The organism is Nostoc paludosum FACHB-159, from assembly GCF_014698835.1.
GTDB classification, from domain to species: Bacteria; Cyanobacteriota; Cyanobacteriia; order Cyanobacteriales; family Nostocaceae; genus Nostoc; species Nostoc paludosum.
In genome coordinates this window covers 140,216-166,962 of sequence record NZ_JACJTU010000004.1, presented here as the reverse complement: position 1 = coordinate 166,962, position 26,747 = coordinate 140,216, and the positions used below count along the sequence as shown (strand labels likewise).

Here is a 26,747-nt window from a genome sequence, read left to right as displayed (position 1 = left end):
TGTTTAGTCAGGAGTTCTGAGTTAAGAATTCTCCCCTCTGCCCCTTTGCCCCTCTGCTCCTTATCCCCACTCTCCATTTTTTATGTCTCTTCCTGTTCTGAAACAGCGCTTTCGCACTTGGTGGCAGCCTAGAAGAGGTTTAGCGATCGCTGAAGCTTGTGTTATAGGTCTAGTTGCTGCCTTATCTGCGGTGTTGCTGAAAGTGGGTTCGGGATGGCTGGGAACATGGCGAGTCCATAGTACTAGCCTTTTACCTGCATGGCTGGCACTGCCGATGGTTGGTCTTGTTTTAGGGTTTGTGGCTGGCACTTTGGTGGAGAGGTTGGCACCAGAGGCTTCTGGTAGCGGTATTCCCCAAGTTAAAGCAACTTTAGCTAATGTACCCATGAGGTTATCTTGGCGTGTGGCTGGTGTAAAGTTACTCAGCGCCATCATCGCCATCGGTTCGGGTATGACTCTGGGACGCCAAGGCCCCACTGTCCAAGTCGGCGCAGGTTTAGCAGCAGGGATGAGTCGCTGGGTTCCCACATCTCCAGATCATCGGCGGCAAATGATTGCAGCAGGCGCGGGTGCAGGTTTGGCAGCTGCTTTCAATGCCCCGATCGCAGGTGTATTATTTATCGTCGAAGAATTACTCCACGATTTATCGGGGCTGACTCTGGGAACTGCGATTATTGCTTCCTTTATTGGTGGGGTGATATCCCGGCTTTTAGGTGGTGGCAGTTTAGACTTAAACCTGCGATTGGTGCAATCTAGCAGCCAATTCTCTATCCCCGAAATTCCTTTTTTCCTAGTATTGGGTATTTTGGCAGGGTTATTCGGTGGATTGTTTAATCAAGGAATAATATTTAGTATTAAATGTTATCAACGATTACATATCAGTTTACCGCTACGGGTAGCTTTAGCCGGATTTATCTCTGGTGTTGTGGTGGCAATACTCCCGCCTTCCTTCCGCGATAATACTGGTTTAAGAGAGTATGTAATTACTGGAGTAGCCCATCCCTCCGTAGCAGCGATCGCTTTTGGGGCACAGTTCATCCTCACACTGGTAGCATTTGGTTCGGGAGCGCCAGGAGGTTTATTCGCTCCTAGTCTAATTTTGGGTTCTTGTTTAGGACATATCATCGGTGTACTTGAGCTTTATATCACAGGAGCGGGTTCGCCGACTACTTATGCCCTAGCGGGTATGGGTGGATTTTTTAGCGCCGTCTCTAAGGTGCCAATCACAGCAATTGTGATTGTGTTTGAAATGACTACAGATTTCAATCTGGTGCTACCTTTAATGATTGTTTGCGTAGCAGCTTACTTAGTTGCGGAGAAGGCGGTACCTGGTTCGCTTTATGAAAAACTTTTGGAATTGAAAGGTATTACTCTCACCCAAGAAGTTGCTGTGGAGGGAGCATTAACTAAGTTAACCGCCAAGGATGTGATGCAAGAACGGGTGGAAACTTTGGATGCAGATATGAGCTTAGAAGAAGTAATGCAAGCTTTTGCTCGTTCTCATCACCGGGGTTTTCCCGTAGTAGAAGAAAACAAGTTAGTAGGAATTGTAACGCAAACAGATTTGCTGAAAATTCGCGATCGCAATCTAGCTAACGATCTTTCTTTAAAAGAAATTATGACGGCTTCCCCAATGACAGTAGCACCGATCTACACCTTGAGCAATGTTTTGTATTTACTCGATCGCTATCAAATCAGTCGCTTACCAGTGGTGGATGGACGAAAACTGATTGGGATTATTACCCGTGCAGATATTATTCGGGCGGAAGCAGGCCATCTCAATGCTGATGACAGGAAACCGAAACTCCGCTCAGAACCTTCTTATGTAGTTTATCAAACGCGATCGCCCAGCATTGGTAGAGGTAGATTATTAGTACCAGTAGCTAATCCCGAAACAGCAGCTATATTATTGCAGATGGCAGCTGCTATTGCCCGCGATCGCCATTATGAAATAGAGTGCATACAAGTAATCCTCGTGTCACGCCACAGTTCCCCATCTGAGACACAGGTAAGAACAGCAAAAAGTCGCCGTCTCCTCCGCAAAGCAGAAGTATTAGCGAAAAAGTGGCAAATTCCCCTACACACACAAATTCGAGTTACCCACGATGTCGCCCAGGCAATTTTGGAGACAATCAACGAACAACACATCGACCTACTATTAATGGGGTGGAAAGGTAACACATCTACCCCAGGTCGGATTTTTGGCAACGTCGTAGATACCATAATTCGCCAAGCCACCTGCGAAGTAGTCTTAGTAAAGTTAGGCAAAACTCCCCAAGACGCGTCACCGCGTCCCCCACTCTCTGCGTCTCCTCCCTCTCCCCACTTCAACCGTTGGCTAGTCCCGATGGCTGGCGGCCCGAATTCACGAGTAGCGATTAAATTACTTCCGGCTTTAATCACCTTGGGAAATAACCCAAAAATACGCCTGACACAAGTGTTTAAGCCATCTGAGTTGCAGCCAAACATGGAAGTTTTAGAAAATGCTATACGTGAGTTAATGCGCCGCCGGAAATTGTCTAGTACTGTTGTTGCTCTCCCAGTACAAGCTGATTCAGTTGCCGAAGGTGTGATTAAATTGGTGAAAACTGAAGGTTATGATGTCGTAGTTTTGGGAGCCTCCCGTGAGGGATTGTTGCAGCAGGCGATTCAAGGTAATATTCCAGAAGCGATCGCCTCTGGTGTAGAAATTACAGTAATTCTGGTCAGGAGTGCGATTAATAGTTAAAAGGCAATAGGAATCAGGGTTTGAGCCTGGTTTGTTTTTATTCGGATAGTTTCTAGTTTTTATTGTGCCAACTGTAATTAATTGCTTGAATTAGTGATACCAAACACCAATAATCAGAGTAAAAATTATTGGTATTAAGATTGGAATAGCAACTACAAGTCCCCACTTCCCAAACTTAATCTCCTCACCCTCAGATTTTAAAAACGCAATCCAGCCTACAACTCCCATCAAAACCCAAATAAACCCAAAAACAAGAAATATAACAAACACTGAATCTTGCATTTTTCAAACTACCAAATTATTTTCATAAATTCCCACAATCTAATTAATATAGTACTCATTACCTATTAGACTTCTTGCAGAAGTAGGGAAAAGGGGAAAGGGAAAGGGGGAAAGGTTTGGTATTTTCCTTTCCCCTTTAACCTTTTACCTTTTCCCACCTCTTGCAAAAAACACTTTTGCAAGAGGTCTATTGCCTATTACCTATTACCTCTTACCTATTACCTCTTGCCTATTCTCTACTAAACCAAATAACTTTGCTAATCTTGCACTAAACTGTCTAAATTCATAAGTTTCAATAGTTTTTTGTTGCAGGTATTCTGGTTGATAAATCGCTGGATTAGAGAAATTACCTTGCAAGATTTGAATGAGATTCTCAGAAATTTCTTCGACGTTATCAGGGTCAACTAAACATCCCAATTTTCCTTGGGCCAATGGGTCTACAGAACCATCTTGATTACCCGCTAATACTGGTTTACCACAAGCTAAAGCTTCTAGATAAACAATACCAAATCCTTCGCCTTTACTAGGCATAGCAAAAACATCGCAGAGATTGTAATGAGCGCACAATTCTTCATCTGGTATAAATCCGGCAATGGTAATAGAATCTTCCAGATTTAAGCTGTTAACTAAAGCTTTAATCCGAGGTAAGTCATCTCCTTTACCTGCAAGAATAAAGCGAACATCTGGAATCTGCGATCGCACTTTTACTAAAGCATGAATAATTTGGTCATATCCCTTATATTTTGCCATGCGTCCCAGGCGCGTTACAGTCAGAATTACAGGCTGATCCTCTCTCAAATTGTAGCGTTTGAGTAAGTAAGTAGGTTTAGGCTTGATTTGAAATTCTTTAGCATCAAATGTATTAGGCAAAACCACAATTTTTTGGGGATCGATATCTGTTTCTGCAAGCAACCGCTGACGAGTGTAGTTACTAACACTAATAATTCTGTCTGCTTTTTCTAATGCTAATTTTGTAAGTTTGCTATCAATTTCCCAAACTTCTAAGCCATGAGCAACTACCCAATAAGGAATTCCTGTTATTAGTTTGATAATATAACAAGCAGTGGCATAGTTAACATGAGTTGGTATAACTACAGTAGGACGTTGCAAAATAGCTAAAACAATTATGTTTATGGCAAATAAAATAGTTTGTAATAATCTTGGTAAATGTCCAAAATAATGGAATTTCGTTGAATCTAAAAATTGCAAATTTGGATCTTTTTTTAAATTGTGCTTATCATACTTGAGAAACACATCATAATTAGCTTCCGGATATAAATCTTGTAATGCTTTGAGCAAAAAAATTGAATAAACTTGAATACCTCCCTTAAAACCAAATATATTGGGAAATATTAGCTGGAAATGATATTGATTTTTCATGTGTTTTTTCAGCATTGCAACTAATTTTACTTGTTCGTTGAGATAAGAAAATAATTAGAGTTCAGAACTAAGCAGCGGAGTCAGAGATTGCGCTTTTGAATTTTCTGGCACAAGTTTTCTAGAATTGATTGCTGCTGCCAAAAAATAAAATTCAATAGTTGTAAAAGTATAATCTTCAGCAAAAAAGTCTGGTAATTGAGATGCTAAAAACATCATAATCGGAGCGATCGCCACTGGATTAGCATATTTAACTTTAGATCCAATTATTACTAAAAAATTAATAAAAATGAGTAATCCCGGAACTCCTTCTTCTACAAGCACATTTAAAAATATATTGTGTGCATGAAAACCTTTAGGGCCAAAAACTTTGGTTCCTATATGTTCTGCAAAAACTCCTACACCTATACCAGTCAGAGGTCTTTTAATAGTTTCAATAATAGCTGCCTTCCAAAGAGCAAACCTTGATAACGCTGTTCCCACAGGACTAGGAAGCACAATTTCACTCGGATTTGCTGAAAATAAATTAATTAATGGAAAGATTTTACTATCTCCCAAACCTATTCTATATGTAGATACTGGTATAGTTAGAATACACAAAAGCCATAGGCTTATAATAGCGATCGCTCTTTTGAAATCAATAACTTTATATCCCAATAAAATAATTAAACCAAAAAGAAAAATTAGCCAAGCATTTCTGCTGGCAGACAAAGCTAGGGAGATTAAAAAAATAAATTCACTTATATATAACTCAATTGCAGAAATTTTATTTTGTTTTTCTAAAGTTAAACTTAAACATAAACCAATACCCATTATTACTCCAAACTGATTAGGGTTTTGCATTATTGAACCAATTTGAGGATAAAAGCTGGGAAATTTCAATAGTTCAAAAATCCAGTGATTTGGAACCAAAGCTTCTAAAAAACCCAAAACTCCAATTATTTGTAATAAGTACAATATACAACGATAGTAAAATGTTAAAGATGAGGTTTTGAGCTTTCTAAAAGTTAAGACTAGAAAAGCAAAATATAATATAAAATAGCTGGAATATTTAATACTATAAGTAATAGCAGTACTGGGGAATTGGCTAGTTAATGACGAAACCCACATCCATACATATAATATTCCCACAGATATCACAATAATTTTATTTTTTTTAATAAATTCTTTTGTATCTTTTAAAGACAAACTAATTATACCAAAGCTGAAAGCAGGCAGTAATAAATAATGAATACCAATATTCAGCCCCGGAAATTTAATTCGCCCTAAAAGCGAAGAAAATAGTATCAGTAGGAAAAATATATTAATCATAAATTTTTAGTTTGGGGATAATTTTGTAACAACAAAAAACCTAGATTAAAACCTAAATTTATAGGTTTCAGTGTAGATTTTGATATTGTTCAAAGTGAAATTTTTTAATCCTGTGGAGGATATTATCACAAATAGTCCCCCACTGATATCAAGCTTGCAATTAATTTGCCATCAGCAGTTTTTATTGAATTGTCTGCCAAATTTTCAAAATATTTTCACCACTTCCACCACCAGCAATAGTATGTCCATCTGGGCTGATAGCAACAGTATAAATATATCCAGAACCCGTCTCTAAAGTGCGGATTTTTTCTCCTGTGACTGGATTCCATAGTTTAATAGTCCTGTCACTGCTACCACTTACAAGGGTGATATCATTTAAAGCTGTCCTTGGCAAAAAAGCGAGGGAGTTAATCTTATCATTATGTCCCTTTAACGTGTGTATTAACTTTCCCGTTTCCAGATTCCACAATTTAATTGTTTTGTCATTACTACCACTGGCAAGAGTTTTGCCATCAGGAGCAAAAGCAACTGAAAGAACTGAGCCACCATGTCCATTTAATGTGCGGATTAACTTTCCTGTCTCCAAATTCCACAGCTTAATTGTTTTATCCCAACTACCACTAGCAAGGGTTTTGCCATCAGGACTGAAAACTACAGATTGAACGCCATTGGTATGTCCTTCGAGAGTGCGGATTAACTTTCCTGTCTCTAAATTCCACAGTTTGATTTTCGTATCCTTACTAGCACTTCCACTGGCGAGGGTTTTGCCATTAGGACTGAAACTCACTGAGGTAACTCCGTCATTATGTCCTTCGAGAGTACGGATTAACTTTCCTGTTTGTACATTCCAGAGTTTAATTTTCGTGTCTGCACTTCCACTGGCGAGGGTTTTGCTATCAGGACTAAAGGCTATAGTCCAAATCCAATTAGAATGTCCTTCGAGACTGCGGATTTCTTCTTTAGTTCCAAGATTCCATAGTTTGATTGTCTTGTCGTCACTGGCACTACCGAGGGTTGTACCATCGGGACTGAAGGCTACGGAATTCACATCGCTGGAATGCCCTGTAAGAGATTTGGCTAGATAAGGGACTTCCAAGATGTTTTTTGCTGGGGAACTCACAGGCTGAGAAATTGGTTCAGAAAGCTGGCTCATTTCGCTGGGACGAGTTTGGAAATACCAAACTCCCCCCAGTCCCAACACTAAAACGCTAGTACCTAACAGCAGTGGAGTTTTGAGGTTGTTATTTAGTTTTGGTAAAACTGGAGTCGTGTTTCGTTTGTTATTTGGTTTTGGTGAAGCTGGGGCTGTATTTGCTGAAGTAGTTGTAAATGTTGGTGTCAGTATAGTTGGCGGAACTGGTGGCAATGGTGGTAGCTTTGATGTTATGTCAGCGATCGCTTCATCAGCTGATTGATAGCGCTTTTGGATATCGACTTGCAATAGCTTATCGAAAATTTCAGCCAACTGAACAGACACAGGAATTACATCTTTACCTGGAGGGTTCAAATATTGGCGCCACGATGTAGTCCAACCATAACCCTGCTGTATCCACAGTTGAGATGGGCGAACCCCAGTCAGTAGATGAAAACAAGTTGCTCCCAAACTGAATAAATCACTGGCTGGGTAAGCTTTGCCATCTTGCATTTGCTCTAATGCTGTGTAGCCGTGGGAGCCAATGACAGTGCCAATTTTAGTCTGCACGGTTGCTGTTAGCTGCTTAGAAGCTCCAAAATCAATTAATACTAATCGCCCATCAATTTGACGGCGAATAATATTTTGTGGCTTAATATCTCGATGAATCACTCCCAGTGCGTGAATAAATTTCAGCACCGGCAATAAATCTAGCAAAAGTTCTCGAATCTCTATTTCGTTATAGTTTCCCCGCGTTTCCCATTCTTTGAGCAAGTTTTTGCCATCAATAAATTGCTGTACTAAAAATAAATAGCCACTCTGCTCAAAATAAGCCAATAAAGTAGGAATTTGCGGATGTTCAGCTAATTGTTGAAGTCGGCTGGCTTCTTGTTTAAATAATTCAACAGCCTTTGTTAAAGGGCCGGTTCCTTGAAGTTTTGGTGCAAATTGTTTGACAACACAGCATTCATTGAGCTTGTGTACATCTTCCGCTAGATAGGTTCTACCAAATCCACCCTCATCTGATAATACCTGAGTCGGACGATAGCGACCTCCCAGTAGGGGTATCAATTCCGCTCGACAATTGTGGCAATACTTGTTTTTATCAGGATTTTGGGGTTTTTGGCAGTCGGGATTCACACAACAAAGCATACTGGGAATCCATTTCCATATTGGGGTATATGTTCATTTTAAGTCATGCAGTATAATCTCTCTTGTTAGTTAATCTTACTGAGATACCATCCAAATCGCTAATTTCCTTACCTCATCAGGTATTCAACAATTTAGATAACTTGAAAAAAGTTGCGATCGCACAATGCCTTTGAAGCAATTGATTGGCGCTAATTCTATATGCATTCTCCATTTAGTAGTCAAGCATCATTTGGGTGAGTCTCGTAAAAATATATCGACAAAAATCCGAAAACCAGTGATTTCAGTTTGTAGGTCAGTATATACCTACCAACTTGGAATTTACTCTGGTAGTCTAAATTGAGGCAAGAATTCAGAAGTCAGAATAATTAAAGAATCAACAAGTTAAATTTCAATTTAGTCTACACAAAATTCCAACTCGATTGAACTGGGGTAAAAACAGGAAATATTAAATTTATTCCCTAAAGATAAAATCGTCAGCAAAATTAGGAGCGTAATCATGCTAAGAGAAGACAACAGCTATCGTCACAAATTAAATCAATTTTTAATTTGTTGCTTGAGTAGTAGTTTGTTGATCGCAAGTAATGGGCTGCCTATCAGTGCTTTGGGAAAACCTCAAAATTCTCAAAACTTTTTAATTGCTAAATCTCCAGATGAGAGACAGCCAGAAGCAGTGAAGAAAGGAATTGAGCAGATTCCTGTTTCTAATGCGGTAACATCTCCAAGACGGAAACAATCTGTTGAGTCACCAATACAACAGCAAACTCGTCGGATATCGTCTAATACACAAAATTCTCAGCGTTCCTCTAGCACTGCGAATAATAGTGGTTCTAGATCCTCTGGACGGAGAGTTGCTAATTCTAATTCAAGCGGGAATCGTGCTAGTAATAGTGGTTCTAGATCCTCTGGAAGGAGAGTTGCTAACTCAAACACCAATCGTTCTAATGACCGCCCAGCGAGAGTTCGCAAGCCAAGTACTAATGTAGCTGTCAACAACCAAAACATTCAGGAGTCACCAGCACCTACTTACAGAGAAATTAACTTTGTAGATGTCGCGTTGGGTATTTTGAATAAAAATGACTTTCAATCTCAAGGTAGATATTTCCATTTCTACGAGTTTGAAGGTAGAGAAAATCAATTAGTGCAAATTAGACTGATTGGCAGTAATGATAACCGCAGAACAAATAATTTGAGTTTAAAACCGTTATTGTTTTTGCACGATCCCGATAATAATATCATCGTCAGAAAAGGTACTTTAGACAAAAGCAGTGGTGGCGATGATGCATTCATTTTTGCACGATTGCCTGTGAATGGCACCTACAAGATTGCAGTTACTAGCCAAGATCCCGGAGAAATAGGTCGCTATAGTTTGGCTTTGAGAAATGATAGAGCTAGCTATACTTTAGATGAAGCGGGTCAACTCAGTGCCAACAGTTCCACTTTGAAACAAAATGGTGGAGCTTACAATGTTTCTAATTTTCAAGGAAGAAAAAATCAGCTAATCAGCATTCGTGTAGATAGTGTTGATGAAGAGTTTTCTCCTTACGTAACCTTGCTCAATTCTAAAGGGCAGACCATAGCCATAGATCAAAATAAAGACAAAGGTGGCGTATATACTGCTTTAATCGACCGAGCTAGGTTACCTGAGGATGATACCTACTATATAGTTGTCACTTCCAAGAATCCACAGGAACAGGGTAAATATAGATTGACTATTTTTTAAATTGGGCAGAGGGGCAAGCAGGAAGTGTGGGAGGGGTGGGAGGTGTGGGAGGAGACGGAGGTGTGGGAGGTGTGGGAGGTGTGGGAGGTGTGGGAGGTGTGGGAGGTGTGGGAGGTGTGGGAGGTGTGGGAGGTGTGGGAGGTGTGGGAGGTGTGGGAGGTGTGGGAGGAGACGGAGGGGTGGGAGGAAAGGGAAGCATAAATTCTCTTTTTCCCCACACTCCCCACACTCCCCACACTCCCCACACTCCCCACACTCCCCCATCTCCCCACACTCCCCCATCTCCCCACACTCCCCACACTCCCCACACTCCCCACACTCCCCCATCTCCCCAGTCCCCAGTCCCCACTCACCAGTCCCCACTCCCCACTCCCATCTCACAGGCATACATGGCGGCGTAGCGTCCACCTGAGTGCAGCAATTGTTTGTGGGTACCTTGTTCTAAAATCTGACCGTTTTCGATGTAAAAAATTAAATCGGCTTGCTCGATCGCTCTGAGGTTATGAGACACTACAAAAGTGGTGCGTTTGTGAGTTAAGCGATCGAGTGCTTCGTTGACGACGCGTTCGTTTTCGTTGTCTAAGCCAGTGGTCGGCTCATCTAAAATTACGATCGCAGCTTGACGAATGGCAGCACGAGCAATGGAAATTCTCTGCCGTTGTCCTCCGGAAAGTGTCGCCCCTCTCTCTCCCAAAATTGTCTCGTAGCCTTCGGGTAACGCCATGATAAAATCGTGGGCGTTTGCTAGACGCGCAGCTTTTTCAATTTCTCGGTCACAAGCCCCCAAACAACCGTAGGCGATATTATCTCTAACGCTGGCAGCAAATAAAATCGTATCTTGCAGCACCACACTAATTTGCTGGCGGATAGATTGCAGTTTGTACTGGCGCAAGTCATGACCATCAACTAAAATTCGCCCTGACAATGGATCATAAAGGCGTAACAGTAAACTTACTAAGGTGGATTTTCCGCCACCGGATGGCCCCACCAAGGCAATGTGTTGACCAGGTTGCACTTCAAAACTGATGTTATGCAAGATTCTCTTTGTGGGTTCGTAGGCAAAGCTGACATTTTCAAACCGCACGCCTCCCCGCAAAGGCGGTGCGTCCGTTGCTCCCCGTGCATCGCGGATATCGGGTACTGTGTCTAAAATATCTAGGATGCGTTCGCCGGAGGCGGTGGCTTTAGCGATTTGTCCGGTATACTTGGCAAGTTGGCGCATTGGCTTAAAAGCAATCCGCAGATAGTTGACAAATACAAGTAAATCCCCTGGTGTGATTGCTTGCTTTAATACCAACTGCACGCCCCGCCATAACACCAAGGCAGTGGCAATGCCTACTAGCAGTTCTACCATCCGTTCTAAACCGGCTGTTAGTCTTTGGGCTTTGGCACTTTCTTTTAAACTTTGGCGGTTATGGCGAGAAAAGCTATTCTCCAACATATTTTGCAGGGACAGGGCTTGCACAACTTTGATGGCGGCGATGGATTCGGCTGCTGTTGCTGCCATTGCCCCTTCGCGTTGACGTTGCGATCGCACTACTTGGCGGATGCGTTTTGTCAACCGTATGGTACAAAAAATAAATAAGGGAAATACAGCGACGGCTATCAGCGCTAGTTCCCAATTCAGCCAGAACATTACAAAAATCATCCCCACTAAAGTCAGGGAATGGGCAATCAATGGTAGTACTGCCATCACCGTCACCTCCCGCAGCCGTTCAATGTCGGAGGTAACGCGGGTAATTAAGTCGCCCGTCTTGGCTTTGTGGTGAAATGACAGCGAGAGGTTTTGCAAATGACTGTAAAGTTGAGAGCGAATTTCAGTCAATACATTGCTAGCTGCCAGCGCCATACCCACTACACTAAAGTAAGCAGCAGTAGCCCGCAGTAAAGCGATCGCTACTAACCCCAATGTCAAAGTTGTTAATAGCCCAAACTGTCCCAGTCCTGATAACAGCGGAATTCCCAAAGACTGAGGCCGGAAACCAGGGACAAGAATATAGTCAAAAATAAACTTTAGCGGCCAGGGTTCCAGCAAATGTAAGAAAATCTCAGCCATCAGCGCCACAAAAGAAACAATCAGCAGCGTCTTTTGTTTGCTCAACTGAGGTGAAAATCGCCGCAAAATCCGGACAATTCCCGCTAAAGCTGCCCTCAGACTTTTGGAATTAGCCGCCATTATTACTTGTCTCCCTCCAGCGAATGAACGAGAGACACTAACTCGCGGATGGGTTTGATTGTGTTGGGTATGATTTGGTTTTGAGTGTAGCGATCGCTAATGTAATAGTTTAATTTTGTTTCTAGAGCGATCGCTATTTTCTCCAACCACAAGGGATTTTGCCCAAAGGTGAGGCGATTTAACAACGGCTTCAAAAATCCTTGATGGCGGCGATGTCCCATGCGCTGATAGCGTTTCTGAAAATACTTGTCATTCATCGTCAAATGCCACTTTTGGGCGAAGTGTTCTAAACTAGCAATTTCCCAAGCATTACTCCAACGCAGCATAAAAAATGCTAGTTCTGACAATTCAAACTTCAGCCCTGGCACATAGGTAACTACCGAAGTCGGTTCGCAGTAAAAAGTGCCTCCAGCCTCAGCCACCGTCAGACAAAAATCGATGTGTTCCCGCGTACTGAGCAGTTTTTCGTCTAACAGTCCGATTCGCCGGAAAATCTCAGTGCGAACTAACATACAATGAAACTCGGCAAACTCACATTGTTGGCGATGGAGTTTATTCCGTACCTCAACAACTTTGCGATTCACAAAGTAATGTTTTTCATGTACTCGGCGTTTAACTTTAGTTTCCTTTTGTTCCACAACAATATGAGCTTCGCCACCCGCCAGATGTACTGTTTCTCCCAAAGTGCCGATACAAGTCAGCGGACAGACTACAGTGGCTTTCGTTTCTTCGGCGCATTCGAGTAAGGAATTTAACCAGCCTGGACTGACAATTACATCGTTGTCGATAAATACCAGATACTCGCTGTTAACTTGTTGTAAACCCAAGTTGCGGGCTTGGTTTGGTGAAAGGTAACGTTCTGTGCGGATTAATTGAAATTTTTTTTCTTGGGCTTGTTGTTGCAGGTAGCGGTGGATATGTTGCGGTGAACCGCCGTCTACATAAATTAGAGAAAAAGGTAGTTGGGTGTTTTGGTAAATGCTTTCTAGCGATTCACGGGTGTAACTGAATCGCTCACGCTGGGAAACAATTATAGTGATTTGTGGTTTTTTCATGGTTAATAGTAGGGAGTAGCGAATAGGCAATAGGCAATGGGTAGAGAGAGGATTAATCGGGTTTGTTGGTGTAATACCAATTTGGAAGAATCCCACAAATACACCACTTGTAGAGACGCGATTCATCGCGTCTTAAGCTTTTAAGTGGACACAATTAAGTTGCGAGTCAATGCAATTGAGTTGCAAGGCGATGCAATTGAGTTGCGAGGCGATGCAATTGAGTTGCAAGGCGATGCAATTGAGTTGCGAGGCGATGCAATTAAGTTGCGAGGCGATGCAATTAAGTTGCAAGTCGATGCAATCAAGTTTGCGTGAAGAAGGCAGCTATGCAGAGGACAGAAATCAGAATTCCCTTCTGCCTTCTGCCTCCTGCCCTCTGCCTTTATTGCTAATCAATTTCTCCGCGTCCCTGCGTCCCCTCGTCCCCGCGTCAGCCCCAATTATGCCTAAAAAAGCTGCTTCAGATCTCCCTAAAGCTCGTTGATAAACATTTATCCAGTTTTGGTATTCTACTGATGGGGCAAGCTGTTGAGTTACTTTTGTTTTGGCTGCTGCGCCGAACTTTTGCCGCAGTTGTGGTTGAGTGGCTAAATATCGCAGTCCAGCGGTTAATTCTTTTGTATTGCCGGGGTTGACTAGCAAACCGTCTACGCCGTGTTCTATAATTTCAGCGATCGCATCTACACGAGTGCCAATTATTGCTCGGCTGGCTGACATTGCTTCCAACAGCGTATTCGGGCAACCGTCATGCACTGAGGGAATTGCAAAAATATCTAAATGTGGCAAATAAGCTAAAGCTTCTTGACGACTAGTAATTCCAGTGATGCACAGCCGATGCCCAATTTGACTTTGCTGGATTTGCTGCTGCCAATATTCTCGCTCTTTCTCAACAAAATCCCCTACCAGCAACAGTGTTAAATCTAACTCTTTACCCAACTCTGCACAAGCATCGAGGAGAAATTCAATTCCCTTTTTGTCTCGAAACCTACCCAATGAACCGATAACAATACCTGACAATTCGTTAACTAAAGATGGGGTAGGGAGTTGTTCAAAGTTGATGGGTGCAATGGAATTCCAAAAAGCTGAGGATTTTAACTTTACACTTGGAGCGATAATACTAGCCCTTTTGAGCAAGTCACGACTGACAAATGTTACCCAATCAGAATTTTCTAAAATCCACGCTATTTGAGCATGATTTTTAGGATGAAAAATATGTTTATGCAAATCATTACCGCGAACGCTATTGATTACGGGAATGTTATTTTCTTTAGCTAAAAGCGTGGTTACATAACCTGTTTCATTGAGAAAAAAAGCGTGAAATAAATTAAAATTGTACTTTTGATGTAAATATTTAATTTGAAAATAAATTTCACTAAAAAAATCTTGGACTTCTGTAACATTGCTGCGAATGGCTGACTTAATGCGATGCACAAATACGTTATCTTGAAACTTTGTTGTGCAACTTGCTCGTCTGCGAGTTCCATCAGAGGCTAAGCGTTGTTTCGAGCGAAAAACTACAATGTGAACTTCATAACCGTTATTAATTAGCATCTTTGCAATTCGATGCACTGATTCACCAACGCCGCCGATGTCTGGAGGATATTCGAGTGTGGTAATGCAAATTTTAGTTTTATCCATGATTTATTATGTTATTTGGGCAAGAAATCAGAACACAGAATTCAGAATTCAGAAATGAATTAAAGTCTAAATATTATTCTGACTAGTGAATTCTCTCTTCTGTATCCTAACTTCTGAATTCTGACTCCTGAATTCTGAATACTAAGCAATTTGTTGCTTAACTGCTAGATTTTTTAAGATATTTGCAGTTTTGTCAACTCCAGCAAAATCAACACTAATTTTAGTATGTTGTTCTTTGAGGTAATTGATAATTTTGATAGCCAAGTAATCAGGTTGCAAATCATGGTGGTTGAGAAGTTTGACGATTCCTAAATTACTTAACTTTTCGGCTCTGATAGTTTGTTCTCGATCTTCGTTACCTGTAAAGGGAAGAATCATAGCTTTTACACCGGTGGTTAAAATATTCATTGTGGTGTTATAACCAGACATATTTATCGAGAGTTCTGCCTTTTTCATATAACTTAGCAAGTAAGGAGTATAGCGTCGAATGTAGATATTTTTGCTATCTCTTGCCAGTGCTTGCAGTTCATTAAATTTAGCATCTGGAATAAATGGCCCTGTGAAAACTTGAATATTATGCGGCAATATTTTCTCTAAAAATGGTGCGGTTTTGACTACACAATCAAGCAATTCATGACCAAATCTGCCACCTCCTACGCTGGTCAAAATTAGAGGTTTATCTGATTTAAGAATTTCTTGGTCTTCATAAGTAAAAACAGGATTGCTTGGTGGTTCTTGCACCACATATCCAGTGTAATAGAGTTTGCATTTGAGGTCATCGACTCTGGAAAATGTTTCTTCTAATGGCACAAATTCAGGGTCGCCATGAACCAGCAACATATCAAAATATTTGTTGATTAAGTTGCAGACTTTTTCTTCATTTTTTGCCTGTTTATGCTGTTTAGTAACTACAATATCTCGCAAGCTAGAAACGACTTTAGTTCTACTTTTTTTTGACTTTGCTAATTCTAATAAAGGAATTAGTTCAAAAGAAAAGCGTCTCCTGCCAAAAGGAAACAATTCGACGATTAAAACATCAGGCTGGAATTCATTAAAGATTTTCAAAAGTAGGTTTTTTCTGATTTCTTTGACTTCATTAAGACTAAAAGCGTCATCCACCACTTGGAGTTCTGTAAATTCTGCATCAGTTTTAATTGCAGGCAAGTTAATGACTTCCACACCAGCAGGAATTTCAAATCCTTGAATTATTTCACCGCCATTAATAAAACAAATTTGGAAATCTTTAGTTAAACCGCGTATAATTTCCCTGCTGCGAACTAGATGCCCCATACCTAAAATATGTTGGCAGTAAAACATCAAACGTTTCATAAAAATTTTACCTCAATACAATTTTGGATTCTGAACTTCGACTATGCTCAGTCGAAGGATTTTAGATTTTTGATTGCCAAATCATTAAAGAAAAGAAAAGTTAGTGTTTATTCCTACTTTTTATTGAAGTAATTTTGGCAATCATAACTAAATCAGGTAATTGTTCCAGTTATTGGTAGCAAAATGGAATCAGGTTATTTTTTTTTGCCAGTAAGTTGGAGATGTATTGGCTAATTTTAGGCAAGCCATTAAGATTAATTTCTGGAATGGAAATCTTGGGAATATGCAGTTGTTGTAACAGCGATCGCAGTAATATATCTGGAGTCAGATCGTTTGGGTGAATAGCCGTCAAAACACCTAGCTTGGCTAGGTATTTTGCACGAATATACTGTTCTTGTGATGGCTTAATTCTGGGTACTATAACTGCTGGTTTATTGACTGAAAGAATTTCGCAAATTGTGTTATATCCACCCATTGCTACTACCGCATCTGCGGCGGCGATGTAACTCATCAAATCATTGGTAAACTCGCCTATTTCCACGTGGGAATATGCAGCTGCTTTCTGTTGTAGTGTAGCTTGCTGTTCTAGCGGCATTTCAGGGCCACATATAATTAAACTTCGCAGTTTGTAACGTGTAGGCAGTAATGCCAAACTTGATAGATAAGTGTCAATTAAACTGTAACCATCTTCACCACCACCAGGCGTAACCAAAATGAGTTGTTCTTCTTGGGAGAGTTTTAACTCACTGCGGACTAAATTTGGGCTTTTGCTTCCTAGTTGTTGACGGATGTAGCCGCAAAATTGCACCTTTTTAGCTACCATTGGCGGTAGTTGATATTGTTCGCGGATGTCAAAAATTTCTGGAGTCCCAACAACAAGCACGCGGTCATAATATTTTTCAATTGCTTCGTAGTAACCGTGCTTTTGCCATTCTGGGATTATTGCCTCTGGGCGATCCAAAATATCCCGCAATATTAAAATTAACGGAGTTTGCGGTAATTTTGTTGTGAGATATTCAATGGTAGATTTTAATTCATTACGAATACCATAGGGTTTTTTGTCTACTAGAAAGACATCTGGTTTAAAATTAGCGATCGCTGATAAAATTAACTCCGATCGCAACTTTATTGTTTGATCGATTCCTATCCCTAAATACTTGACAGATATCTCACCTGATGTTCCCCGATTTAAGCAGGGTAACTTAATATAATCTAGTCTTTTCTGTAGCCGAAAGCTGTGTAACATTGGCGAACCAGAAACTACTAAAATTGAAAGTCGATCGATTGAATCTAACAAGTGAGTGCAGATTCCTAACATCCTGCGAATATTACCAAGACCGAAGCCATCGTGGGAATATAACATCAGTTTCATGGCTAAATATCCCTCAATTATTCAGTGGAGTTTGTTCTTTTAAATTAGAAAAGTTTATGTATAACTCACGCATAAATAAGTGGATTTCAAGCCAATTTGAACTGGGATGTAGAATTTAAAACCCCTGTTTAACTAGGCTCTCAATGTTTAATGAATGTTTTGTGAAACTTTTATGAGAAAATTCTCATGAAATTTACCAAGAAGGGGAAAAGGGGAAAGGGTAAGGGAAGAAGAAAAAACTTTTCACCACAAGGTATAAAGCCCCTGTTTTTAACAATGGTGAACAAAAAACAATATTGAGGTATCTACATCGATATTGGTCGAAGTAGTATTTTTCAAGTCAGTCCCGATGAAAATTTTTTCATCGTCATGCATGTAAATATATAGTTCTTCCCTGTTGCCTGTTGCCTACTTACAAGTCAGAAGGTAAGAAAAAGTTTTAATTTGAACAAAAATCTGGTATCGCATAATTGTCTATCTGCACTTGGTTTTATGTGCGTAAGCGATAACCCATTCCTCTAACTGTTTCAATGATGTCGCTGCCTAGCTTCTTGCGGAGATAACCGACATAGACATCGACAATATTAGAACCTGGATTATAGCCGTAGCCCCAAACATAATCAAGCAGTTGTTCGCGACTGATAACTTGTCCGGGATGACGGCAAAACATTTCTGCCATTGTAAATTCACGAGCAGGTAATTCTACAAAGCGATCGCCTACTTTCACTTGTCGAGTCCGCAAATCCAGTACCACATTACCCGCACTCAGGATAAACTCTTGGGCGTCTCTGGCTGGTCTAGCAGTTCGCAAACGCAACTTTACCCGCGCCAAAAGTTCTTCAAATCGGAAGGGTTTGGTAACATAATCATCTGCGCCTCCTTCTAATCCAGCGACTTTATCATGAATGTCACTCCGAGCCGAGAGAATAATTACAGGCAAATCTTCTCCCTGTCCGCGCAGTTCTTCCAGCACTTGAAATCCATCTTTTCCAGGCAATCCCAAATCCAAAATTAGTAAATCAAAAGCTCCACTGTGTACAACATCTACCACATACAGTCCGTCGGCAACTGTTGTCGTTGTAAATCCTTGCGATCGCAATCCTTTTTCAAGAAATGAAGCAATCCGGGCTTCATCTTCAGCGATGAGAACGTGAGGCATAGTGGCGACTGGGGACTGGGGATTGGGGATTGGGGATTGGGGACTGGGGATTGGGGATTGGGGACTGGGGACTGGGGACTGGGGAGATGAGGAGTGCTGACTTCTGAATTCTGACTTCAGATTTTCGGAGAATCGAGGGGTAAAACGATGGTAAACATTGAACCTTTTCCTAGCTGACTCCGAAGTAATACTTGCCCATCGTGTGCTTCGGCGATGGCTCGGACAATTGACAGACCCAATCCCGCACCCTCAGAACGACGACGACTGTTAGAAGTTCGAGCAAAACGTTCAAAAATCCGTTTTTGATCTACAAGGGGAATGCCTTCGCCTGTATCACGTACCCAGAAATGCACTTTTCCTTTAGCGATCGCAGAACCTATGGAAATCGTATCACTCTTGATAGTATGCTGAGTTGCATTCTGCGCCAAATTCATTACAGCCTCAGTAATTCTTTGGCGATCGACTATAATCTGACCCCTTGCCACCGCATCTATTTGCCAGTCTCGCTCTCCTAACGCTTGAGCTTTGACAAATAACTCTTGGGTTAACTCTGCCACATTCACCGTTGCCAACTGCAAAAAGTCTAAGCGTTCTGCCTTTGCTAGCAAAATCAAATCATCCACTAGACGGCTCATCCTGTCTAATTCTCCCATCACCAACGCCAAGGTTTCCTGCTGCTCTTGGGGGTCATCTCCCATCAGTTCCAGATGTCCGCGAACGATCGTGATGGGAGTCCGAATTTCATGCCCAGCATCGTTGACAAATTCCCGTTGGCTGGCAAAAGCTGACTCTAGTCTGTCCATCATTTCATTGAACGTTGTTGCTAGTTCTGCCAGTTCACCTTTGCCTTGTACAGGTAAGCGCTGGGTTAAATCTGACTCGCTAATTGCATGAGCAGTGCTAGTAATTGTGCGTAGAGGTGCTAGCACCCTTCCTGCTGCAAACCAAGCCAGAATTAAGGAAATCACAAACACTAAGCTAGAAACTTCGATAATCACGGAAACTGCTTCTAAAGTCTCTGCCCGCTGGCCGGTTGTATTATGGGCAACCACAAAGACTCCCTGAGTTTTTCCATTAATTTTAATCGGTTCCACCATGTAAAGAATTTTACTAACATCCGGGTCAGAAAATTCTTTTTCTCCCTGCTCTGGTTTAGTTTGTTTTGCCCACCGTTGCATCAGTGGTGATTCCTTGGCAAGGGGTTTAGGACGCGCTCTAGGGCTAGATTTGTAAAATTTGCCATCAATAAAGGTGATGAAGTAAGAGTCATCCTCTGGTAAGCGATACAACAGATAAGCTCTCAAAAGCCGAATCAAATCTTCTTTGGAAGCCGGAGGAGCGATTTGTTTTTTGCCGCCGAGCAACCATTTCAACTGCTGTGGTTCAATTACTATGTCTTCTGGATTGCTTTCAGTTAGTGCATCATGTGGCTCAAAGGTTTCACCTTTAATTAACGCATTAAAAGCTGCCATGTCTTCTAGCATCTCCTGGCGAACGCGTTCATCAATGCGCTGGTAGAGATGATAGCGAAAAGCTGGAATGGCAATGAGAAATGCGATCGCCAAAATCAGCAAATACCAGAACAAAATTCGGGTACGTGCTTCTTTAAATACCTGCTGCCAACCAAACAACAGTTTCGGTATTTTAAGCCAAGATCTGCGATGGCTGGTGATACTGCTCATTTTCACCCCTGCTCACTCACTTGAGACAGTTTATCCTAATTGGGTGCTAGGCAGTGGGGATTGGTTTGAGGATCGAATGAGTATCCTTCAAGTTCTAAATGTTGCTTTTCCCCTGGCCATTTAAATTTCAAAGCTCAGCAAAGAGGGCTGAGGATCTCATTCATTTACTACGGTTGATCCAAACGGCTCTCAAACCAGCAGCTTTAGCTCCGTAATAATCTTCAACAATGCTATCGCCAACATGCCATGCTGCTTCTGGAGAACACTTATGTTTATTTAAAGCAATAGCAAAAATTTGCGGATCGGGTTTAGCTGCACGTACCTGGGTAGAAATGGTAATAGAACTAAAAAATTCTCTCAATCCCAAACTTTGCAATACTGAATAAATCCGGGAATCAAAATTAGACAACACTCCTAAAGTAATTCCCAACTGTCGCCAGTTAATTAAAGCTGGTAGGACATCGGGATAGACAAACCAAGGTTCACCAGTTCCAAAGTGGATGTAAAGTTCACTAAAAAAAGCCGAAAAGTCAGAAAACTGCTTGAGAACACCTGCACTTTCAAAAGTGTTTAGGGCAATTATCCGCCACCAATCAAACTCACGCTGGGGAATATCTTGCAGTTCTGCATCTGGAAATATGGGCGGCGGCGATGCTTTAAAGCTTTGGATAAAGGTTTTATTTAATGTTTCAGGGGAAACTGTAACACCAAATTCCTCAGCTATTTGACTATAAACTTCACCCACACTGCCTTTAACATCGAAGAGTGTGCCCACAGCATCTAAAAAAATAACTTTCGGTTGTTCCATATTGGGGACTGGGGAATGGGGACTGGGGATTGGGGACTAGGGATTGGGGAATGGGAAATGGGAACAGAGGGAATATGATAGTAAGTGTTTCCACTGTACCCTATTACCTCTGCCCCGTGCCTTTTACCAATACCCAATACCCAGTACCCAGTCCCCAGTCCCCTATTTAGAAAGTGTCTCTATAATAGGACGGACTAGCCAATTAAAGCCAACTTTAAGCTGATGGTCTAAAGTTGGCAACCTGTATAAATAAGCAAGACGACGACCGATGTATCCCAAACGCCCTTCTAGTTTGATTCCCAAGCCAGCGAGGGTGGCGTTATCTTTCCCCAATGCCATCATTTCACCTAAGTGTTGATAGTGGAAGGGAAGTAAAGGACGATTGGTAACAGAAGCCCAGATATTCCAAGCAGCGTAATCAGCTTGCTGGAAAGCTGCTTGAGCGGTGGCGGGGACTTGTTGTCCTTCTGCATCGTGACAGTCTGCTAAATCTCCCAAGGCAAAGATTTCTGGATGCTCGAAGACTTGCAGGTTAGATGTAGTGCTAATTTGACCGCGCTGATTTTGCTTGAGGGGAAGGGATTTCACTACTGGTGCAACTCGTGTTCCCACTGTCCAAATTACTAATTCAACGGGAATTATGTCTACCTGATTTTTATACTCTAAAGAGATGGTATCTTGTCCGATTGATTCGACTTTGGTTTCTAAATCAAGAAACACGCCACGTTCATCTAAAGCTTTCTTGGCTGCTTCCCGGTTAAATTCTGGGGAAGTTCGCAGAATTTGGTCGGCGATTTCAACGATGCGAAAGCGTCCTCTTTGGCCTAATCTATCGGCTAACTTACAAGCTAACTCTACGCCACTGTAACCAGCCCCAACGATCGCCACTCGAATTTTATCAGCATCGGATTCTTCTAAAAATCGCAAGCGTTCTTCTAAACGATAAGCGTCGGAGATTGTCCGGAATGTGTAGGCGTAGGCTGCTGCACCAGGTACTAAGTCTAGCGGTGTCTCTCCTCCTAGCGCCAGCACTAATCGGTCGTAGGGGATTTGCGGTCCTTCGTGTAAGTTTACCCGCCGCTGGTCGATGTCAATTCCAGATACCACTCCTTGATAAAAACGTACCCCTGTACCTTGTAAAAGTTCTTCAAATGGTGGGGCAATTTCCCAGGTTTGCAGTTCGCCAGTCAGTAATTCGTAGAGAAAGGGGGAAAATAGAAAGCGATCGCTTTGATCTACTAAAACAATTTCCGGTTTTTGTGTAGATTCCCAAGGTAACTGGCTTAAACGCAAAGCTGTGTAGAGACCACCAAAGCCTCCACCAAGGATGCAGATTCTAGAAGTTTGTTGAGTCATCGATTGTATGGGACGGTCAATACTAGGAGGGCAACTAACTTAAGTGTAATGATTTCTTTGCCGCGATCGCCATTATGACAAGGCAGGAGGCAGGAGGCAGTGTTTCGACTACGCGGTAATCGAGCGAAGTCGAGATTCAACAATCAGGCAGTAGGCAGAAGGCAGTGTCGATGGCGGTTTTAAACTTTTGTATTTTGCATTTAATTATGTCTACCTACTTAATAAAAAATACAGAAAATAACTGCTTCATCTCATTCTTTGATAAGTAATTTGTCTGCTTATATCACTCTTTATGAACTAGAAATATTATCTCTTTCATGATAGAATCTCAATAGTTTTTTATGAGTTAAACATTTTGCTATCAACTCATAATTATAATATTTTATATTGCATAATAATGTATCACTTGAATTGTGATATGAATAGGTTGATAGGGGCACGACAATGCCGTGTCCCTAAGGGAAATCTATATTTATTCAGCGTTTTAGTCAAATGGTACGAATTCTGAATTCTCAATCCTGAATTCTGCTGTATCCACAGATTAGATTTACTTAATTACCGCCAGAGGTAACAGATTTATTATGTATGGCAGTGTCTTCACCCTTTCTCTGCCATTTACCATCACTGCCTGGTTCATATTCATTTCTGACACTATTCCAAGCAACCTCGCGGGCACCTTCTTCACTTAAACCATCTTTTTGAGCAGCGTTTAATGCTGCTGCAAAAATCTGCTGTGCGTGTTCTGGCAATTGCTGTTTAATGTCTTCAGGTAATTGATTTATTCCTTGCTCTGGCATAAACTTAATTCCAATTTTCTTAACTTAAGTTCATACTAGAAAATTAGTAATCGAATGCCATCTTTCTCTAAGTAGAGAACTAAATAATCATACTTTTGGCTGATTCAAACAATTTTTAAATCAACGACGCAATAATATTAATACTCATAGCCAAAATCGTGGTATTGAAAAAGAAGGATAATATACCATGTAGCAACGTCAAGCGCCTCATGTCGCGTGATGTCGTTTGCACATCTGAAACTTGGCTAGTCATGCCAATTACAAATGAATAATATAAAAATTCCCAGTAGTCTGGATAGTCGTTATGAGGAAAATCTAAACCTCCAGTAATTTCTTCGGTATTATTGTGACTAATATATTTGTAATAAGTGTGTGCATACTGCACTGCAAATATCGTATGCACTAGTAACCACGAGCCTACAATTGTCATAATTGAAAGTATGACATGTAGGATAAGCATAATTGTTGAGAACTCTTTTTTATCAGTTAATAAAAACCCAATGGCTAAAACACTGGCACAAGCCGCAGCTATGACTAACATGAATATAGCTAAATGTCCTTCATATTCACTCTCAGCATAACGGCGAATTTTTTCTGGGTTAGCTTTGAGCATTTTCCACCAAGTTAGGGCTAAAAATAAATCAGCGCCAGAGTTCCAAGCACACAAAATCCGAGTGGGAAAATGCAGCCAAGGCGGAAGTATTACTGAAATTAATACAGCGACTCCAATAGCAATGAGCAATCGAGGTCGTGGGTCAAAGTTTTTCAATAAATTCAGTTTCACAAATATTGCGATCGCATACTTAATCCAAGAGAGTTTCAATCAGCTAAATATAGACTTATGGCAACCCACAGAGGTCTATTTAGCTGTAATTCAAAATCCAATAAGCTACTAAACTAGCAATCACTTTCCCATTTTAATTGTCTCGGTCAAAAGGGAAAATAATATTTAGCTAAATTTGGCTCTAATCGTCTCTATACGTTTGCGATTCACACCCAAATCACTTTGACCTAAACGGGAAGCTGAACGCACTTGTATTACATTAGCATTCCTGTCAAGATAGAATTCTACATCGTCTACAAATCCCAACAAAGCACTTTTAAATTCTGCATATAAATAATCTTGGCTTTCAGTAATTATTTTAGTCCTGGGTAAGGACTCAATAATCTTTTTGAGATTAGCAATTGCTTGTTCTGGAGTAGATGTAAAAGTCAGCGGTGCAATTTTGTGGAGTACATCTGCACTTTGGCTAGAAACGCAGTTAGGAGAGTTAGGACAAGGTGCTAGTTGACCGTTACTGACACCTAAATTACTCGGTCGTTTACCTGCAAAAACCATAATTGTGTTTGTTAGTAAGTGAATAAGTCAAAACCAAATAGTTAATGCTTGATATATAGCAGTCCTAAATCATTTGTGAAAATTATATATCTCTTTCTTCTTTCTTACCTTTGCGCCCTTTGCGCCCTTGGCGGTTCGTTTCCTTATCCATATTTTTCACGACTCATTTAGGATTGCTATAGCAATCTTATTTGATTATGGAAAAAACGATCCATTACCTTAGGGAATAAGCAATCGATCTTTCCCTATTCCCCATTGCCTGCGATCGCTTTATGATGCGGTAAGTACGTCTAAGCGAAGACAAATTATGACGCCAACAATTTCAATTAACGACTCTGGGCGCTTGCAACTCTCACCTTTACAAATCCCATCTCGTTTACTGTTGGGGCCTGGCCCCTCCAATGCCCATCCAACAGTTCTTGAAGCGATGAATACTTCACCAGTCGGGCATCTTGACCCCGCTTTTCTCGCACTGATGGATGAAATTCAGTCGTTGCTACGTTACGTATGGCAAACAGAAAACCCACTCACCATTGCAGTCAGCGGTACGGGAACAGCCGCAATGGAAGCAACCATCGCCAATAGCGTGGAACCCGGTGATGTAGTTTTGATTGGTGTAGCTGGTTACTTCGGTAATCGCTTAGTCGATATGGCTGGACGTTATGGCGCTGATGTGCGAACAATTACTAAATCTTGGGGACAAGTTTTCAGCTTGGAAGAATTGAAAACTGCCCTGGAAACTCATCGTCCAGCTATTCTAGCCTTGGTTCATGCCGAAACTTCCACTGGGGCACGGCAACCTTTAGAAGGAGTTGCTGATTTATGTCGTGAATTTGGCACTTTACTATTACTAGATACGGTTACAAGTCTCGGCGGCGTACCTTTATTTTTGGATGCTTGGGGGGTTGACCTTGCTTATAGTTGTAGCCAAAAAGGCTTGGGTTGCCCGCCTGGTGCTTCGCCTTTTACCATGAGTCCGCGTGCAGCCGAGAAATTGCAAAAGCGTGGCACGAAAGTTGCCAATTGGTATTTAGATATGTCTTTGCTGAGTAAATATTGGGGTAGCGATCGCGTCTATCACCACACAGCACCGATTAATTTATACTATGCATTGCGGGAAGCACTGCGTTTAGTTGCCGAAGAAGGATTAGCCAACTGCTGGCAGCGTCATCAAAAGAACGTAGAATATCTCTGGGAAGGTTTGGAAGACTTAGGATTAAGTATGCACGTTGAGCGGGAGTATAGACTGCCAACTCTTACCACTGTCCGCATTCCAGAGGGAGTAGATGGCAAAGCGATCGCTCGTCAGTTACTCAATGAATATAATATTGAAATTGGCGGTGGACTTGGCGAACTCGCGGGTCTTATCTGGCGCGTAGGATTGATGGGCTTTAATAGTCGTAAGGAAAGTGTTGACCAACTCATAGCAGCATTGCGGCAAGTTTTACCTTTTACCTAAGTAGTTTTTAGATAATTAGGTGCGTTAACAGTAGAGACGTAGCAATGCTACGTCTCTACAAGGGTTTTGGATAACGCATATTTAATTTCACCAGATGTCTAATATCCAAAAATTTTTTCGCTAAACAGACTCTACGACAGAAACACCAAAACGATAACCTTTGCCGTAAACTGTGTGAATTAGCGTAGTTTCTTTACCTAACTCAATCTTACGCCGTAGCAAACGAATTAATGCTGCTATGACGTTGCTACTAGGTTGTTCTTCCTCTGGCCACAAAGTCTGCATAATCTGGGCATGAGTCAACAGTTGTCCGGTGTGTTCCATAAAGTATTGCAACAACTGGCTTTCTTTTTGCGAAAGTTCAATTATCCTTCCTTGGCGATAGGCTACTTGATTTTCACAATCGAGTTCTAAATCAGCTACAGTCAGGCGTCCGGTGGGGGTTTCATAAGTTTGGGAACCAGAACGACGCAATAAAGCCCTGACTCTCGCTAGTAATTCCCGCAGTTCAAATGGTTTCACTAAATAGTCGTCTGCACCAGCATCTAAACCTTGAACCCGGTCATCTAGGGTATCTTTGGCTGTAAGAAACAGCACAGGAGTGGTTTTGCCTTGGCGTCGCAATTCCTGACAAATTTCTAACCCTGTTTTTCCTGGCAGCATCCAATCTAAAATTAGTAGGTCGTAATTACCTAGTCGGGCGCGATCGCTACCGCTTGTACCGTCATAAGCGGCATCTACACTATAACCTTCACGAGTTAACAAGCGACTCAAGGGTTGAGTTAGTTCAACTTCATCATCAACTAATAAAATTCTCATGCTGCTTGTGGTAAGCATATAGAGATATTCTCAATAATATTGAACCGCTAAGACGC

At 41.4% G+C, this 26,747-nt stretch carries 21 protein-coding genes; 5 read left to right on the top strand and 16 right to left on the bottom strand.

The window, feature by feature from the left end; all coding sequences use genetic code 11:
- Positions 1 to 82: 82 nt before the first annotated feature.
- Entirely contained in the window at positions 83 to 2,728 is a 2,646-nt protein-coding gene (locus H6H03_RS05960) for a chloride channel protein (protein WP_190954216.1), read from the top strand.
- 486 nt (positions 2,729 to 3,214) lie between these two features.
- On the opposite strand, the gene H6H03_RS05955 is transcribed toward H6H03_RS05960, so the two are convergent.
- The 3 genes from H6H03_RS05955 to H6H03_RS05945 all read right to left on the bottom strand — a co-directional run bounded on the left by H6H03_RS05955 (position 3,215) and on the right by H6H03_RS05945 (position 7,982).
- Entirely contained in the window at positions 3,215 to 4,390 is a 1,176-nt protein-coding gene (locus H6H03_RS05955) for a glycosyltransferase (RefSeq protein ID WP_190954215.1), read from the bottom strand.
- Between the two features lie 54 nt (positions 4,391 to 4,444).
- The gene (locus H6H03_RS05950; protein WP_190954214.1) at positions 4,445 to 5,698 is read right to left on the bottom strand and encodes an O-antigen ligase family protein; all 1,254 of its coding nucleotides are present in this window, start codon (positions 5,696 to 5,698) and stop codon (positions 4,445 to 4,447) included.
- Positions 5,699 to 5,879: 181 nt separating this feature from the next.
- The gene (locus tag H6H03_RS05945; protein WP_190954213.1) at positions 5,880 to 7,982 is read right to left on the bottom strand and encodes a serine/threonine-protein kinase; all 2,103 of its coding nucleotides are present in this window, start codon (positions 7,980 to 7,982) and stop codon (positions 5,880 to 5,882) included.
- Between the two features lie 496 nt (positions 7,983 to 8,478).
- Between H6H03_RS05945 and H6H03_RS05940 the strand changes: the two genes are divergently transcribed.
- Together H6H03_RS05940 and H6H03_RS05935 are read left to right on the top strand one after the other, a co-directional pair.
- Positions 8,479 to 9,702, top strand: a complete 1,224-nt coding sequence (locus H6H03_RS05940) for a peptidase (RefSeq protein ID WP_190954212.1) — start codon at positions 8,479 to 8,481, stop codon at positions 9,700 to 9,702.
- A gap of 26 nt (positions 9,703 to 9,728) precedes the next feature.
- The gene (locus H6H03_RS05935; RefSeq protein WP_190954211.1) at positions 9,729 to 10,103 is read left to right on the top strand and encodes a hypothetical protein; all 375 of its coding nucleotides are present in this window, start codon (positions 9,729 to 9,731) and stop codon (positions 10,101 to 10,103) included.
- On the opposite strand, the gene H6H03_RS05930 is transcribed toward H6H03_RS05935, so the two are convergent.
- Positions 10,052 to 11,878 (bottom strand): ABC transporter ATP-binding protein, encoded by a 1,827-nt coding sequence (locus tag H6H03_RS05930; RefSeq protein ID WP_190954210.1) that lies wholly within the window; start codon positions 11,876 to 11,878, stop codon positions 10,052 to 10,054. The two genes, H6H03_RS05935 and H6H03_RS05930, sit on opposite strands and share 52 nt — an antisense overlap.
- 2 nt (positions 11,879 to 11,880) lie before the next feature.
- Complete coding sequence (locus H6H03_RS05925) at positions 11,881 to 12,933, bottom strand: glycosyltransferase family 2 protein (RefSeq protein ID WP_190954339.1); 1,053 nt, start codon at positions 12,931 to 12,933, stop codon at positions 11,881 to 11,883.
- A gap of 144 nt (positions 12,934 to 13,077) precedes the next feature.
- On the opposite strand from H6H03_RS05925, the gene H6H03_RS05920 reads away from it, so the two are divergent.
- Entirely contained in the window at positions 13,078 to 13,248 is a 171-nt protein-coding gene (locus H6H03_RS05920; RefSeq protein ID WP_190954209.1) for a hypothetical protein, read from the top strand.
- A 27-nt stretch (positions 13,249 to 13,275) separates the two neighbouring features.
- Here the strand turns inward: H6H03_RS05920 and H6H03_RS05915 are convergent, their stop codons facing one another.
- From H6H03_RS05915 to H6H03_RS05870, 10 genes are all read right to left on the bottom strand, one after another.
- Positions 13,276 to 14,571, bottom strand: a complete 1,296-nt coding sequence (locus H6H03_RS05915; protein ID WP_190954208.1) for a glycosyltransferase — start codon at positions 14,569 to 14,571, stop codon at positions 13,276 to 13,278.
- 141 nt (positions 14,572 to 14,712) lie between these two features.
- Complete coding sequence (locus H6H03_RS05910) at positions 14,713 to 15,900, bottom strand: glycosyltransferase family protein (protein ID WP_190954207.1); 1,188 nt, start codon at positions 15,898 to 15,900, stop codon at positions 14,713 to 14,715.
- A gap of 169 nt (positions 15,901 to 16,069) precedes the next feature.
- Positions 16,070 to 17,272 (bottom strand): glycosyltransferase family protein, encoded by a 1,203-nt coding sequence (locus H6H03_RS05905; protein ID WP_313931797.1) that lies wholly within the window; start codon positions 17,270 to 17,272, stop codon positions 16,070 to 16,072.
- Positions 17,273 to 17,762: 490 nt separating this feature from the next.
- Positions 17,763 to 18,431, bottom strand: coding sequence for a response regulator transcription factor (locus tag H6H03_RS05900; protein ID WP_190954206.1), 669 nt, complete (start codon positions 18,429 to 18,431; stop codon positions 17,763 to 17,765).
- 116 nt (positions 18,432 to 18,547) lie between these two features.
- Positions 18,548 to 20,113 (bottom strand): sensor histidine kinase, encoded by a 1,566-nt coding sequence (locus tag H6H03_RS05895; RefSeq protein ID WP_190954205.1) that lies wholly within the window; start codon positions 20,111 to 20,113, stop codon positions 18,548 to 18,550.
- A 160-nt stretch (positions 20,114 to 20,273) separates the two neighbouring features.
- On the bottom strand, positions 20,274 to 20,921 hold the full coding sequence (locus tag H6H03_RS05890) for an HAD-IA family hydrolase (RefSeq protein WP_190954204.1): 648 nt from the start codon (positions 20,919 to 20,921) through the stop codon (positions 20,274 to 20,276).
- A 162-nt stretch (positions 20,922 to 21,083) separates the two neighbouring features.
- Positions 21,084 to 22,277 carry an NAD(P)/FAD-dependent oxidoreductase gene (locus tag H6H03_RS05885; protein WP_190954203.1) on the bottom strand — a complete coding sequence of 398 codons (1,194 nt, stop codon included), beginning with the start codon at positions 22,275 to 22,277 and terminating at the stop codon, positions 21,084 to 21,086.
- Between the two features lie 551 nt (positions 22,278 to 22,828).
- Complete coding sequence (locus H6H03_RS05880; protein WP_190954202.1) at positions 22,829 to 23,074, bottom strand: ChaB family protein; 246 nt, start codon at positions 23,072 to 23,074, stop codon at positions 22,829 to 22,831.
- 115 nt (positions 23,075 to 23,189) lie between these two features.
- Positions 23,190 to 23,858 carry a DUF1345 domain-containing protein gene (locus H6H03_RS05875; RefSeq protein WP_190954201.1) on the bottom strand — a complete coding sequence of 223 codons (669 nt, stop codon included), beginning with the start codon at positions 23,856 to 23,858 and terminating at the stop codon, positions 23,190 to 23,192.
- Between the two features lie 165 nt (positions 23,859 to 24,023).
- Positions 24,024 to 24,413, bottom strand: coding sequence for a DUF1499 domain-containing protein (locus H6H03_RS05870; protein ID WP_190954200.1), 390 nt, complete (start codon positions 24,411 to 24,413; stop codon positions 24,024 to 24,026).
- Positions 24,414 to 24,720: 307 nt separating this feature from the next.
- Here H6H03_RS05870 and H6H03_RS05865 point away from each other — a divergent pair, with 307 nt between their 5' ends.
- Entirely contained in the window at positions 24,721 to 25,872 is a 1,152-nt protein-coding gene (locus tag H6H03_RS05865) for an alanine--glyoxylate aminotransferase family protein (RefSeq protein ID WP_190954199.1), read from the top strand.
- A gap of 120 nt (positions 25,873 to 25,992) precedes the next feature.
- Here the strand turns inward: H6H03_RS05865 and rppA are convergent, their stop codons facing one another.
- Complete coding sequence (rppA, locus tag H6H03_RS05860) at positions 25,993 to 26,691, bottom strand: two-component system response regulator RppA (RefSeq protein WP_190954337.1); 699 nt, start codon at positions 26,689 to 26,691, stop codon at positions 25,993 to 25,995.
- Between the last annotated feature and the right edge of the window lie 56 nt (positions 26,692 to 26,747).

Bases quoted from the DNA above. Each gene is read 5' to 3' on its own strand.
- H6H03_RS05925 (WP_190954339.1), bottom strand. From the start codon at position 12,933: ATGAAAAAACCACAAATCACTATAATTGTTTCCCAGCGTGAGCGATTC.
- H6H03_RS05910 (WP_190954207.1), bottom strand. From the start codon at position 15,900: ATGAAACGTTTGATGTTTTACTGCCAACATATTTTAGGTATGGGGCAT.
- H6H03_RS05900 (WP_190954206.1), bottom strand. From the start codon at position 18,431: ATGCCTCACGTTCTCATCGCTGAAGATGAAGCCCGGATTGCTTCATTT.
- H6H03_RS05880 (WP_190954202.1), bottom strand. From the start codon at position 23,074: ATGCCAGAGCAAGGAATAAATCAATTACCTGAAGACATTAAACAGCAA.
- rppA (WP_190954337.1), bottom strand. From the start codon at position 26,691: ATGAGAATTTTATTAGTTGATGATGAAGTTGAACTAACTCAACCCTTG.
- H6H03_RS05905 (WP_313931797.1), bottom strand. From the start codon at position 17,272: ATGAAACTGATGTTATATTCCCACGATGGCTTCGGTCTTGGTAATATT.
- H6H03_RS05885 (WP_190954203.1), bottom strand. From the start codon at position 22,277: ATGACTCAACAAACTTCTAGAATCTGCATCCTTGGTGGAGGCTTTGGT.
- H6H03_RS05955 (WP_190954215.1), bottom strand. From the start codon at position 4,390: ATGAAAAATCAATATCATTTCCAGCTAATATTTCCCAATATATTTGGT.
- H6H03_RS05930 (WP_190954210.1), bottom strand. From the start codon at position 11,878: ATGGCGGCTAATTCCAAAAGTCTGAGGGCAGCTTTAGCGGGAATTGTC.
- H6H03_RS05960 (WP_190954216.1), top strand. From the start codon at position 83: ATGTCTCTTCCTGTTCTGAAACAGCGCTTTCGCACTTGGTGGCAGCCT.
- H6H03_RS05865 (WP_190954199.1), top strand. From the start codon at position 24,721: ATGACGCCAACAATTTCAATTAACGACTCTGGGCGCTTGCAACTCTCA.
- H6H03_RS05915 (WP_190954208.1), bottom strand. From the start codon at position 14,571: ATGGATAAAACTAAAATTTGCATTACCACACTCGAATATCCTCCAGAC.
- H6H03_RS05870 (WP_190954200.1), bottom strand. From the start codon at position 24,413: ATGGTTTTTGCAGGTAAACGACCGAGTAATTTAGGTGTCAGTAACGGT.
- H6H03_RS05945 (WP_190954213.1), bottom strand. From the start codon at position 7,982: ATGCTTTGTTGTGTGAATCCCGACTGCCAAAAACCCCAAAATCCTGAT.
- H6H03_RS05950 (WP_190954214.1), bottom strand. From the start codon at position 5,698: ATGATTAATATATTTTTCCTACTGATACTATTTTCTTCGCTTTTAGGG.
- H6H03_RS05940 (WP_190954212.1), top strand. From the start codon at position 8,479: ATGCTAAGAGAAGACAACAGCTATCGTCACAAATTAAATCAATTTTTA.
- H6H03_RS05895 (WP_190954205.1), bottom strand. From the start codon at position 20,113: ATGAGCAGTATCACCAGCCATCGCAGATCTTGGCTTAAAATACCGAAA.
- H6H03_RS05890 (WP_190954204.1), bottom strand. From the start codon at position 20,921: ATGGAACAACCGAAAGTTATTTTTTTAGATGCTGTGGGCACACTCTTC.